The 11,944-nt window shown below is 64.2% G+C and carries 10 protein-coding genes and 1 other RNA gene; 6 read left to right on the forward strand and 5 right to left on the reverse strand.

Annotated features, from left to right (window positions below):
* Positions 1–9 precede the first annotated feature (9 nt).
* From ispC to DFO50_RS09450, 3 genes are all read left to right on the forward strand, one after another.
* Entirely contained in the window at positions 10–1,194 is a 1,185-nt protein-coding gene (gene ispC / locus DFO50_RS09440) for a 1-deoxy-D-xylulose-5-phosphate reductoisomerase (protein ID WP_028498798.1), read from the forward strand.
* 514 nt (positions 1,195–1,708) lie between these two features.
* Positions 1,709–2,299, forward strand: coding sequence for a ComF family protein (locus tag DFO50_RS09445; RefSeq protein ID WP_107889733.1), 591 nt, complete (start codon positions 1,709–1,711; stop codon positions 2,297–2,299).
* 3 nt (positions 2,300–2,302) lie between these two features.
* Positions 2,303–3,151, forward strand: a complete 849-nt coding sequence (locus DFO50_RS09450; protein WP_107889734.1) for a helix-turn-helix domain-containing protein — start codon at positions 2,303–2,305, stop codon at positions 3,149–3,151.
* Between the two features lie 110 nt (positions 3,152–3,261).
* Here the strand turns inward: DFO50_RS09450 and DFO50_RS09455 are convergent, their stop codons facing one another.
* From DFO50_RS09455 to msrA, 3 genes are all read right to left on the reverse strand, one after another.
* Complete coding sequence (locus DFO50_RS09455) at positions 3,262–3,576, reverse strand: DNA-binding transcriptional regulator (RefSeq protein ID WP_028498795.1); 315 nt, start codon at positions 3,574–3,576, stop codon at positions 3,262–3,264.
* Between the two features lie 242 nt (positions 3,577–3,818).
* Positions 3,819–3,916: signal recognition particle sRNA small type (ffs, locus tag DFO50_RS09460), an RNA gene on the reverse strand.
* A 43-nt stretch (positions 3,917–3,959) separates the two neighbouring features.
* Positions 3,960–4,529, reverse strand: coding sequence for a peptide-methionine (S)-S-oxide reductase MsrA (msrA, locus tag DFO50_RS09465; RefSeq protein WP_028498794.1), 570 nt, complete (start codon positions 4,527–4,529; stop codon positions 3,960–3,962).
* Between the two features lie 136 nt (positions 4,530–4,665).
* On the opposite strand from msrA, the gene DFO50_RS09470 reads away from it, so the two are divergent.
* Positions 4,666–5,634: a tRNA-dihydrouridine synthase gene (locus tag DFO50_RS09470; RefSeq protein WP_107889735.1), complete on the forward strand. Its 969-nt coding sequence runs from the start codon at positions 4,666–4,668 to the stop codon at positions 5,632–5,634.
* 21 nt (positions 5,635–5,655) lie between these two features.
* Here the strand turns inward: DFO50_RS09470 and DFO50_RS09475 are convergent, their stop codons facing one another.
* Positions 5,656–7,569 carry a propionate--CoA ligase gene (locus tag DFO50_RS09475; protein WP_028498792.1) on the reverse strand — a complete coding sequence of 638 codons (1,914 nt, stop codon included), beginning with the start codon at positions 7,567–7,569 and terminating at the stop codon, positions 5,656–5,658.
* Positions 7,570–7,909: 340 nt separating this feature from the next.
* Between DFO50_RS09475 and DFO50_RS09480 the strand changes: the two genes are divergently transcribed.
* Together DFO50_RS09480 and DFO50_RS09485 are read left to right on the forward strand one after the other, a co-directional pair.
* On the forward strand, positions 7,910–8,455 hold the full coding sequence (locus tag DFO50_RS09480; protein WP_028498791.1) for a peptide deformylase: 546 nt from the start codon (positions 7,910–7,912) through the stop codon (positions 8,453–8,455).
* A 51-nt stretch (positions 8,456–8,506) separates the two neighbouring features.
* The gene (locus DFO50_RS09485; protein ID WP_112692392.1) at positions 8,507–9,358 is read left to right on the forward strand and encodes a DMT family transporter; all 852 of its coding nucleotides are present in this window, start codon (positions 8,507–8,509) and stop codon (positions 9,356–9,358) included.
* A gap of 15 nt (positions 9,359–9,373) precedes the next feature.
* On the opposite strand, the gene DFO50_RS09490 is transcribed toward DFO50_RS09485, so the two are convergent.
* The gene (locus DFO50_RS09490; protein WP_112692393.1) at positions 9,374–11,944 is read right to left on the reverse strand and encodes a [protein-PII] uridylyltransferase; all 2,571 of its coding nucleotides are present in this window, start codon (positions 11,942–11,944) and stop codon (positions 9,374–9,376) included.

Raw genomic sequence — 11,944 nt, forward strand, 5'->3', positions numbered from 1 at the left:
AGCAGGAACATGACTGAACGCCTCACCATTCTGGGTTCGACCGGCACCATCGGTGTCAACACGCTCAATGTCATCGCCCGCCATCCGGAGCGATTTGCCATCCACGCCCTGACCGGGCATCGACAGATCGCACTGCTGGCCGGACAGTGCCGGCAGTTCCGGCCGGCAGTCGCCGTGGTGGCGGACGCTGCCGCCGCGGATGCGCTGGCTGGTCTGCTGGACGGGCTGCCGATCGATATCCGCCATGGCGCCGCCGCGCTGGCCGAGGTCGCCGCCGCACCGGAAACCGATACCGTAATGGCGGCCATTGTCGGTGCTGCCGGCCTGCCGCCGACGCTGGCAGCGGTCCGTGCCGGCAAGCGCATCCTGCTGGCGAACAAGGAAAGCCTGGTGGTGGCAGGGCGCCTGTTCATGGATGCGGTCCGCAAGTCGGGCAGCGTGCTGCTGGCGATCGACAGCGAACACAATGCGATTTTCCAGTCGCTGCCGGCCAGCTTCCGTGGCGATCTTGACGCGGTCGGGGTCGAGCGCATCGTGCTGACCGCCTCCGGCGGGCCGTTCCGCGGCTATACGGCGGCGGCACTGGAGGCCGTGACGCCGGAGCAGGCGGTTGCCCACCCGAACTGGGTGATGGGGCGCAAGATTTCGGTCGACTCGGCCTCGCTGATGAACAAGGGGCTGGAAGTCATCGAGGCGCGCTGGCTGTTCAATGCCGATCCGTCACGCATCGAAGTGGTGGTCCACCCGCAGAGCGTGATTCATTCGATGGTGCGCTACCGCGACGGTTCGGTGGTGGCCCAGCTTGGCACGCCGGACATGAAAACGCCGATCGCCCATGCGCTGGCCTGGCCGGACCGCTTCGAGGCCGGTGTGGCGCCGCTCGATTTCATGGCGCTGGGCGGTTTGACGTTTGAACAACCGGACCGCGACAGCTTTCCGTGCCTGCAACTGGCTTTCGATGCACTGGCGGAAGGCGGTGACGCGTCCGCCGTGCTGAATGCCGCCAATGAGATCGCGGTCGATGCCTTCCTGTCGCGGCGGATCGGCTTTGGCGACATTCCGCGGCTGAATGCGCAGGCGATGTCGCGTTTTGCCGGTCGCCATGGCGAGTCGATCGACGCGCTGCTGGAAACCGACGCCGAAGTGCGTCGTTACGTCGAACAGTGCATCGGCTGTCTGCAGCCGGCGGGCTGACGCGGGCCGCTTTGCCGGACAGGCACCATGCACCCCGGCTGTTCTGACTCCGGGGAACTGGAGCAATGGGCAACATGTGCAGATAACCCATGTGTGAGTGGATACGCTGCTTGCTGTTTCGTTGGCCTCAAAACGCCAGGCAGGCATGACGGCACACCGCAACTCAACTCCATGGCCCACTCGGAGTGGGCCATGCCCTGTTTGTATGAGCAGACTTCTGTTCAGTGGAGAGCGCAGCCCGCTTGACGCGGCGGTTCAGGAAATCGAAAAGGATGTCTGGGTCTGCGGGACACTGGATGCGCTGATGCAACGGCAAGCTCCGCACGGGGCTGGATATGATCACTGGGTACGAGCGAGGCCGAGATGATGATTGGCCGTGGAAGCCTGCATTGACGGTGCACGGGAAATGGGCAGGGCTTGCGAATCAATACAAAATTTTGTATGGTTTTCGCAAAGATTTCTGGCCCGGCCCGAGTGAAGGTCCAGCGGCTACGGCAAAGGAAGCCCCGCGAATATGGACGTCCAGGTCAAGAAAATCGAAGGCAGCTGGGATGCGGGCTATGCGCTGCACAAGCACACACTTTCGAGTGTCTATCTCGGGGTGGACGAGTGGGGGCACGATCGCTTTGACAACACGCGGTCGGAACCCGGTGAAGCCCTCTATAAACTCAAGTATCAAAGTGACTGGAAGCAAGTCGAACTGCTGGCCGCGCAAGTCAGGGAGACGCTCCTGCCCCTGTTCGGCAAGATTGGGCTGATCGTCCCGATGCCGGCCTCGATCGTGCGTGCCAGACAACCTGTGTACGAGCTGGCCCATGCGCTCGGCCGGCTGACGGATATCCGGGTGTTTGACGAGATGATCGTGAAAGCTCCGGCCCTGCCCGGCAGCCCTGCACTCAAGAACCTGTACACCAGAGAGCAGAAGGACGCCGCTTTGTCGGGCCGGATCAGTATCAATGAGTGCATCACGAACGAAGGTTGCTGGAACGCCTTGTTGCTCGATGACCTCTTTGATACCGGCGCGACAATGGACGCCGTGTGTCAGGCGTTACGTACCTATCGAAAGATCAAGAACATCTATGCAGCCGCGATTACCTGGAAATAGACCATGACAACAGTGTTCATTGCCGGATCAATTTCCATCAGCCGGCTGCATGAAAAAGTGCAGGGCCGAATCCTCAAGATTGTTTCGTCGGATCTCAATGTTGTGGTGGGTGATGCCGATGGTGCCGATACGTCCATCCAGGAATGCTTGCGCGCCTGTCATGCCAGCAAGGTCACGGTCTATTGCACGGGAGAAGCACCGCGCAACAACATCGCGGACTGGCCTGTGCATCGCGTCCAGTCGAAAGCCCGGGCTGGAACACGGGCCTTTTTCACGGCGAAAGACGTGGAGATGGCCAGGAACAGCGATTTCGGCCTGATGGTCTGGGATTGCAAAAGCACCGGTACACTCAGCAACGTTATCGAGCTGCTGAAGGCAAGGAAGAAATCTGTTGTGTTCGTCAACAGGAGCAAGGACTTCGTGACAGTCGGTGACAAATCCGGCCTCGATCATCTGCTTCACTTCATGTCGGAGCACGCACGTGCCAAGGCCGAGGAAAAGATTGGCCTGTCCGCAAAGCTTGCTGCGCTGAGCCAGGACAGCCTTCTGCTGGATGAGCCGGCAGCAGGGGCGCCAGGCGATCTTCTCGATGCGCCCGCCGATTCCGGTGTGACGGCTGCGACCGAAACCGAAAGCGTGAAGCTGCGCACCGTATTGATGTCGGCGCTCGCGGACTACATCGTGCGCGCTCATTTGAGCCAGTCGCAAGCGGCCAGGGTGTTTGGCGTGACACAACCGCGCATCTCGGATCTCGCACGCGGCAAGGTTGATGTGTTCGGCCTCGATACTCTAGTGAATATGGCCTCGATGGCTGGCCTGCGTGTCGAAATGCAGGTGAGCAAGCGGACATGATGGAGGGGTGCCTCATGGGCGGTAGTCCGGCGAAATATAGGGAGCTGGCATCATCCGTAAAGTAAAAATCCCTCGGTCTGCACCGAGGGATTTTTCATTGAACGACTGTCTTACTGAGCGGCGACCGCTTCGGTGCCTTCAACCTTGGCCTTGACTGCCTTCTTCAGGCTCTTGTACAGGTCAGGGTGCGTTTCCTTCAGATATTCAATGATTTCGAAATCTTCACGCTTGACCTTGGTCAGATCGATTTGCTCGATATGGACCAGGCGCAGCAGTTCGCGCACCGGCTTCGGCATGTTGCGGCCCGACTCGTAACGGGAGCCACCGGACTGGGTGACGCCGATGCGGCTCCAGAACTCTTGCTGGTTCAGACCAAGTTTGCGGCGGATTTCCCGTGGGTTCGGGATTTTTTCGAACAATTTCATGATTTTCCTCTCGTGTTCACTATCGTGCCCCCCCGGTTGTGTTTGTATGGCGCGAGGGTGGGGGCAGTGACGAATCGCGTCGTCCGGACTGTCGACGCAGATTAAGTAAAACTACGTATTGCGTCATCTGTCCCAGATGATAGACGACGTCATGAAAAAAAGACAATGTACTGCCTGCAAAGTTCCTTTATTCATAAAATCATTTCGCAATATTAGAAAAACTTGATATTCGCAGGCGTAAAGGTGGCGAGCCTAACCCCCGGCACTGGCATCAACGACTGTGGCTGCTTCCTTCCGGACCTGACCAGATTCACCGTTTAGCCATGCGGGGAGACCCGCCATAGAAAGCGAATGATACCTTGTTGCGGGAAATCCGCCAATAGTTACGTGGCGTGCCGTCCGCCGTCCGGATTGCCCGGCTTCAGACGGGCGGTAAAGTGCTGGCGCAGCTTCGCCAGCTTGGGCGCGATGATGGCCTGGCAGTACGGCTGGGTCGGGTGCCGGGCGTAGTAGCCGTCGTGCTCGCTTTCCGCCGGCCAGAACGGTCCGGCCGCCTCGACGACGGTGACCACCGGATCGGCCAGACTGCCGCTGGCTTCCAGTTCGGCGATCGCGGCTTCGGCGTCCCGGCGCTGAATGGCATCGTGGCAGAAGATGGCCGAGCGGTACTGGCTGCCGATATCGTAGCCCTGGCGGTTCAGCGTGGTCGGGTCGTGGATGGCGAAAAACACGTCGAGCAGGGTGCGGTAGTCGATCCGCTCCGGGTCGAACTCGATCCGGACCGCCTCGGCATGACCGGTGCTGCCGCTGCAGACGGCGTGATAGCCGGGCGATTCGACCTCGCCGCCGGTATAGCCGGAATGGACCGCCAGCACGCCGTCGAGCTCGGCGAACACGGCTTCCAGACACCAGAAGCAGCCGCCGGCCAGGGTGGCAAGGGGGGATTCACTCATGTCAGTCTCCTCATCAATGGCAGGGTGCTTCATACACGGATAGTCCTTTTCCCGATATAGCGAAAGGGAAGAACGGGGGGCGGGGGCCGCCTGTTACAATCGCGCGCCGCCAGACTCTATTCGCAGATCGTCCACCATGCAGATTGCTCTCGCCCCGATGGAGGGGCTCGTCGACGCGCCGATGCGCGAACTGATCACCGATATGGGCGGGGTCGACTGGTGCGTGACCGAGTTTGTCCGCGTGACCGATTCCGCGCTACCGTGGCCGACCTTCCGCCGGCTGGCGCCCGAGCATGCCGGTGACTGGCGTACCCGGGCCGGTGTGCCGGTGCGGCTGCAACTGCTGGGCTCGGACCCGGAGCGGCTGGCGGAAAACGCCTTGCGGGCGGTGTCGCTCGGGGCGCCGGTCATTGACCTGAACTTCGGCTGTCCGGCGCCGACGGTCAACAAGCACCGGGGCGGGGCGGCGTTGCTGCAGGAGCCGGCGCTGATGCAGCGCATCGTCGGCACGGTACGGCAGGCGCTGCCGGCCAACGTGCCGCTGACGGCCAAGATGCGGCTCGGCTTCGCCGATACCTCACTGACCTTCGACTGCGCACAGGCGCTGGAAGACGGCGGAGCGGCAGCGATCACGGTCCATGCCCGCACCAAGCTTGACGGCTACCGTCCGCCGGCGCACTGGGAATGGATTGCGCGGATCCGCGAGCGGGTATCGGTACCGGTGATTGCCAATGGCGAAGTGTGGACGGTTGACGACTGGCGGCGTATCCGCGCCGTCAGCGGCTGCGAGGACGTGATGATCGGGCGCGGGCTGGTGGCCCGGCCGGACCTGGCGCGGCAGATCCGCGCGGCGGCGAATGGTGAGGAGGTCGAGCCCTTGCCGTGGGCGGACATGCTGGTGCGGATCGCCGCCTTTGCCGAACGGCTGTATGCGGCCGATCCCGATGGCCAGTACCTGCCGGCCCGGCTGAAGCAGTGGCTGAAACTGCTGCGGCTGCCGAGCGGCTGGCCGGATGAAGCCGGCCGTCTGTTCGATGACATCCGGCCGCTGAAGACGGCGGCCGCCTGCCGGCAGTGGCTGGCCGCGGCGACCGCCGGGCGCTGAACGGCGCCCGGCGCAAGGCCGTCAGTCGGTGCCGTGCCTGGCGGCCACGGCCTGCCTGACCTGGTCGAGGCCGGTCGGGTCATCCAGCGTGGTCAGATCGCCCGGATCGCGGCCCTCGGCAATGGCCTGGATCGAGCGGCGCAGCACCTTGCCGGAGCGGGTCTTCGGCAACTGGGTGACGAACATCACGTCGGACGGATTGGCGATGGCGCCCAGCTCCCGGCCGACCATGGCGATCACGTCGCGCGCCAGTGCCTCGCGCTGGGCATCGTCGTGGATCAGCGACGGGTCCTTCAGCACGGCGAACGCTACCGGCACCTGACCCTTGAGTGCGTCGGCAACGCCGACCACGGCTACTTCGGCAATGGCGCTGTGATTGCTGGCCGCTTCCTCGATCTCGCGGGTGCCTAGGCGGTGGCCGGCGACGTTGATCACGTCATCGGTGCGGCCAAGCACATAGAAATAGCCGTCTTCGTCCTGGGTGCCCCAGTCGAAGCTCGAATACGCCAGCGTGCCGCCGAAGCTGTGGAAATAAGTGTTCACATAGCGTTCGTCCTGCTGCCAGATCGTGCTCAGACAGCCGGGCGGCAGAGGCGGCAGCACGGCAATCACGCCTTTCTCGCCGCGAGCAACCGGCTGGCCGGTGACTTCATTCAGCAACTGCACGTTGTAGCCGTAGACGGGGAAGCTCGGGCTGCCGTTCTTCAGCGGCGTCTTCTCGATGCCCGGCATGGCGGACAGCATCGGCCAGCCGGTTTCGGTCTGCCAGTAGTTGTCGACCACCGGCACGCCGAGTTCGGCCGTGATCCAGTCCGCGGTTGGCTGGTCGAGCGGCTCGCCGGCCATGAACAGGTAGCGCAGCGAGGACAGGTCGTATTTTTTCAGCCAGGCCGGGTCCTGCTTTTTCAGCGCGCGCAGCGCGGTCGGCGCCGAGAACATCACGCTGACGCGGTACTTCTCGACGATGGACCACCAGACGCCCGGGTCGGGACGGGTCGGCAGGCCTTCGTAGACGATGGTGGTCATGCCGCGCAGCAACGGCGCGTAGACGATATACGAGTGGCCGACCACCCAGCCGATGTCCGAGGTGCAGAAGAAGGTTTCACCCGGCGCGCCGCAGTAGATGTTTTCCATCGACGCCGCCAGCGCGACGGCGTAGCCGCCGGTGTCGCGCTGGACGCCCTTCGGCTTGCCGGTGGTGCCGGAGGTGTACAGGATGTAGCTCGGATGATTCGATTCGACCCATTCGCACGGGACTTCGGTCTGCTCCAGCCGGCCCAGCAGGGTGGCGTAGATCAGGTCGCGGCACTGGGTGATCGGCATGTCGGGGTCCAGCCCGCGCTCGACGATGACCACGTGCTCGGGCTTGTGCCCGGCCAGGTCGATGGCGGCATCGACCAGCGGTTTGTACGGGATGTGCTTGCCACCGCGCATGCCGGCGTCGGCGGTGAAAATGACCTTCGGCTGCGCATCATCGATGCGTGTCGCCAGGCTGGCCGAAGCAAAACCGCCGAAGACTACCGAATGGATGGCGCCGAGACGGACGGTCGCCAGCATGGCGAAGATCGCTTCCGGGATCATCGGCATGTAGATCAGCACGCGGTCGCCCTTGCTGACGCCGAGCTTGCTCAGCACGGCGGCACAACGGTTCACTTCCCGGTGCAGTTCGGCGTAGCTGTACTGGCGCTCGGCGCCGGTCTCGGTCGAGATATGGATCAGCGCTGCCTGGTCGCCCCGTTCGGCCAGATGGCGGTCGACCGCGTTGTGGCACAGATTGGTGGTGCCATCGACGAACCAGCGCCGGAACGGCGGCTGGCTGTCGTCGAGTACCTGCCGGTACGGCGTGTGCCAGTCGATACGGCGTGCCTGCTCGTCCCAGAAGGCATCCGGCGACTCGATGGACCGGCGGTGAAACGCTTGCAGCGTGTGACTCATAGATTTCTCCTCCATGCGGTGTTCTGGCGACCCGTCGTGGCCGCGCGTCGGCGCGGACAAAATTCAAGCAACTGCTAGGTAGGTAAACGGTACCCGCTTGCCGCTTGTAGGGCAACTGGACAGGATGGATGGCGAAAGCGGAAAACCGGCGTCAGGGTGCCGGTTGCAGGATGAATGCACGGAAATTTCCCGATTTGCACCGTCGCCGGGATGTCATACAAATCAATAATGGCGGTTTGTGTTGAATTGGCCCGTCACTGGCTCCATGTCAAAGTTTGTGGTCCGCGCCGGCAACGGCGTACTATTCAGGCGTCATGCATTGTTGCCACGAGGAGGAAAAATGGCCTTGCACTCGATACTCAAGATGGGGGAACCCGGCCTGCTGGCGAGGGCGGAACCGGTCACGGCATTCAATACGCCGGAGCTCGAACTGCTGGTCGCCGATTTGTGGGAGACCATGCACAGTCGCTCGGGCGCCGGCCTCGCGGCACCGCAGATCGGCGTGCCGCTGCAGGTCGTGGTGTTTGGCACCGGCATGCTCAATCCGCGCTATCCGGAGGCCGAGATCGTGCCGCCGACGGTGCTGATCAATCCGACCGTCACGCCGATGGGTGCGACGATGGAAGACGGCTGGGAAGGGTGCCTGTCGGTGCCCGGACTGCGCGGGTTGGTGCCGCGCTATGCACAGGTGCGCTACCAGGGCTTCGACCAGCATGGCGACAGCATCGACCGGACCGTCGACGGTTTTCATGCCCGTCTGGTCCAGCACGAGTGCGATCATCTGTGGGGCTTCCTGTATCCGATGCGGATGAAGGACATGGCGCAGTTCGGTTTTGTCGATACGCTGTTCCCGCAGATTGCCGACGCAGAAACCGATATCGACTGAGGCAGCGCAGCCGGATGGCATGGTAAGGTCGCGTTTTCCCCGGGTGCCTCCATGCCGCAATCCAGCCAGCGACACTTCCTGTTCCTTCACTTTTCCGTACTGCTGTTCGGCGCGTCCGGTCTGTTCGGCAAGCTGATCGTCGGCGGCGCGACGCTGACCGTGTTCGGCCGGACGTCGTTCGCCGCGGTGGCCCTGCTGCTGTTCGCCGTGCTGACCCGGCGCAGCCTGCGCGTCGATGCCCGCAGCGCCGGCGGGCTGGCGCTGTGCGGCGTGCTGCTGGCCGTGCACTGGTGGACCTTCTTCCATGCGATTGCCGTGTCCAGCGTCGCCATCGGCCTGCTCGGCTTCGCGTCCTTCCCGCTGTTTGTCGCCGGGCTGGAGTCCTGGCTGGACCGGCGACCGCTGCCGCCGGCCGAGCGCTGGATGGTGGCTCTGGTCACGCTGGGGCTGGTGCTGGTCACGCCATCGTTCGACTGGCGCGACCAGGCGACCCAGGGCCTGGCCTGGGCGATCCTGTCCGGCGCGCTGTTCGCGCTGCTGGCCATCGCCAACCGCCGGCTGTCGCAACTGGGTGCAGTACGGGTGGCGCTGTGGCAGAACGGGGTGGCCGCATTGATGCTGGCGCCGCTGGGCCTGCCGGTGCTGCTGGCTGCACCGCCGGATCAGTGGCTGATCGTGGCTGTGCTCGGGGTGGTGTTCACGGCGCTGGCGCACTGCCTGTTCATTGCCAGCCTGCAGACGGTGCCGGCGCGTACCGCTGCCGTCATAGCCGCGCTGGAACCGGTCTACGGCATTGCGCTGGCCTGGCTGCTGTTCAGCGAAGTCCCCGGGCTGCGCATGCTGGCCGGCGGCGCCGTGATCCTGGCGGTGACGACGTGGGTCACGCTGCGGCGCGCCAGCTGACGCGCCGGCCGGGCGTCACACCTGCAGGATGTCGAGCAGTTCGCCTTCGATGGCCAGCGAGGTGCGCGGGTCCTTCAGCGCGGCGCCGGTCAGCAGGAACGAGTCCTCGACCCGGCTGCCCAGCGTCATGATCTTGGCCGAGTGGACTGCAATCTGGTAGTGGGCCAGCACGCAGGCGATGTTTGCCAGCAGGCCGCGCCGGTCGCCGGCGACGATGGACAGCACATGGAAGTCGTTGCGGTCGTCGGAGCGGATGCTGACCTGCGGCGTGATCGGGAAGAATTTCAGATGGCGGTCGATGCGGCCGGTGCGCGGCGGACAGATCGCATCCTGCCGCGCCAGCGTGGCCGCCAGCTCGAACTCGATGAAGTTGATCATGTCGCGGTAGGCTTCGTCGCAGTGCTCGGGCACGAACACATGGAAGGTGTCCAGCGCGTAGCCATTGGTCGTGGTGTAGACCTTGGCGTCAGCGATGCTGTAGGTCGTATTGCCGAAGAAACTGCAGATGCGCGCAAACAGGTCCGGCTGGTCGGGCAGGTAGACCAGCACCTTGATGCCTTCGCGGCTGGTCGACAGCCGGGCCCGCACGACCGGTTCGCGCGTGTCGGTGATCCGGTTCAGCACCCGTGCGTGCCAGGCGATGTCGCGCGGCTCGTGGCGCATGAAGTACACATCGTCAAGATGGCGCCAGAGTTTTTCTTCCACGCCTTCCGGTACGGCGGCCAGCCGCAGCAGGGCGCGTGCCTCGTCCATGCGCTCGCCGAGCAGGGTGCGGACGTCAAAATCGTCGGCACTGCGCAGGATGCGCAGCGTGGCGTGGTACAGGTCCTCCAGCAGCTTGGCCTTCCACGCGTTCCAGACCTTCGGGCTGGTGCCGCGGATATCGGCGACGGTCAGCAGGTAAAGCGCGGCCAGCCGGCGCGGCGTGCCGACGAAGGCGGCAAAGCGCACCACGGTGTCCGGGTCGTAGATGTCTTCCTTCTGGGCGACGGCGGACATGGTCAGGTGCTCGCGCACCAGCCAGACCACCAGCGCGGTCTGCTCGTCGTCGAGCCCGTGCTCGATACAGAACTCGCGTGCGTCGGCGGTGCCGAGCTGTGAGTGGTCGCCGCCGCGTCCCTTGGCAATGTCATGAAACAGGCCGGCCAGGTACAGCAGGTCAGGCTGGTCGAACTTGCCGATGATCTGGCTCTGCAGCGGATATTCGTGGTTGAAGGCCGGCACGGCGAAGCGGCGCAGGTTGCGCACCACCATCAGGATGTGTTCGTCGACGGTATAGACGTGGAACAGGTCGTGCTGCATCTGGCCGGTGATGCGGCCGAAGGCCGGAATATAGCGGCCGAGCACGCCATACAGGTGCATGCGCCGCAGGGCGCGGGTCACGCCGCTCGGTTCGCGCAGCAGGGTCATGAACAGGGCGTGATTGGCCGGGTCGCGGCGGAAGCGGTCGTTGATCCTGCCGCGCGCATGCCACAGCGCGCGCAGCGTGCGCGGCGCCAGACCGGTCAGTTCCGGATTGCGTGCCAGCAGGATGAAAGCTTCGAAGATGGCGGACGGGTTGTGCTCGAATTCGTCGAAGTCGCGCAGCGCCAGCATGTCGTTGACGGCCTTGAAGCGCTCGTTGACCGGGCGGCTCAGATACGGCGTCTGCGAATACAGCCGGGTGCGGAAGTTCGGCAGCAGGATGCCGTTGAGCTGGATGATGGTGCGCGCAGCCCGATAGTAAATCTGCATCAGCTGCTCGCTGGCGCGCTGCGCCGGCGTGTCGACCAGCCCCCATTCTGCGGCAGCCTGCTGCTGCAGGTCGAAGACCAGCCGGTCTTCACGCCGGTTGGCGATCAGGTGCAGGTCGAGGCGGATGCGTGCCAGCTGCCGCTCGGCATGGCGGATCAGCCGGCTTTCGGCCCGGGTCAGGATGGCGCGCTTGGCCAGCGCATTCCAGTTGTCGCCAAGACCGAGCGCATGGCCGATCCACAGGATGGTCTGGATGTCGCGCAGACCGCCGGGGCTTTCCTTGACGTTGGGCTCGAGGTTGTTGGCGACGCCGAACGACTTGTTGTGCCGCTGCTGCTGCTCCAGCAGCTTGGCCTCGAAGAATGCCACCGGGTCCAGCCGCCGCTCCAGCGCGGCCAGCAGCCGGGCGTGCAGCGCATCCGGGCCGGCAATCAGCCGCTGTTCGAGCAGCGTGGTCTCGACGGTGACGTCGCGACCGGCCTCCTCCAGGCACTGGTCGATGGTGCGCACGCTGTGGCCGACCTCCAGCCCCAGGTCCCAGAACGCGCTGATGGTGTCTTCCAGCCTGGATTCGAGTGCGGCGACCGGCTCGTCCGGCAGCAGGATCAGCAGGTCGATGTCCGAGTGCGGATACAGCTCGCCGCGACCGTAGCCGCCGACGGCGATGACCGCCACTTCGGCTTCCAGCCCCTGCGCCTGCCAGACCCGGGCAATGATGCCGTCGATCAGCCCGGCATGGGCGGCGAGGGCAGGGAACGGTTGTCGCGCGTCGCGGTAATGGGCCCACAGTGCCGCGCGGTGCGCGATCAGTTCATCACGAAGTTCCGGAAACGGCAGGGCGGGCGCATTCAT

It is taken from the genome of Microvirgula sp. AG722 (genome assembly GCF_003269145.1).
GTDB lineage: Bacteria > Pseudomonadota > Gammaproteobacteria > Burkholderiales > Aquaspirillaceae > Microvirgula > Microvirgula aerodenitrificans.

What these genes read in the sequence shown, in the direction of transcription:
- ispC (WP_028498798.1), top strand. Translation starts at nt 10, where the DNA reads ATGACTGAACGCCTCACCATTCTGGGTTCGACCGGCACCATCGGTGTC.
- DFO50_RS09445 (WP_107889733.1), top strand. Translation starts at nt 1,709, where the DNA reads ATGGACGTCCAGGTCAAGAAAATCGAAGGCAGCTGGGATGCGGGCTAT.
- DFO50_RS09450 (WP_107889734.1), top strand. Translation starts at nt 2,303, where the DNA reads ATGACAACAGTGTTCATTGCCGGATCAATTTCCATCAGCCGGCTGCAT.
- DFO50_RS09455 (WP_028498795.1), bottom strand. Translation starts at nt 3,576, where the DNA reads ATGAAATTGTTCGAAAAAATCCCGAACCCACGGGAAATCCGCCGCAAA.
- msrA (WP_028498794.1), bottom strand. Translation starts at nt 4,529, where the DNA reads ATGAGTGAATCCCCCCTTGCCACCCTGGCCGGCGGCTGCTTCTGGTGT.
- DFO50_RS09470 (WP_107889735.1), top strand. Translation starts at nt 4,666, where the DNA reads ATGCAGATTGCTCTCGCCCCGATGGAGGGGCTCGTCGACGCGCCGATG.
- DFO50_RS09475 (WP_028498792.1), bottom strand. Translation starts at nt 7,569, where the DNA reads ATGAGTCACACGCTGCAAGCGTTTCACCGCCGGTCCATCGAGTCGCCG.
- DFO50_RS09480 (WP_028498791.1), top strand. Translation starts at nt 7,910, where the DNA reads ATGGCCTTGCACTCGATACTCAAGATGGGGGAACCCGGCCTGCTGGCG.
- DFO50_RS09485 (WP_112692392.1), top strand. Translation starts at nt 8,507, where the DNA reads ATGCCGCAATCCAGCCAGCGACACTTCCTGTTCCTTCACTTTTCCGTA.
- DFO50_RS09490 (WP_112692393.1), bottom strand. Translation starts at nt 11,944, where the DNA reads ATGAATGCGCCCGCCCTGCCGTTTCCGGAACTTCGTGATGAACTGATC.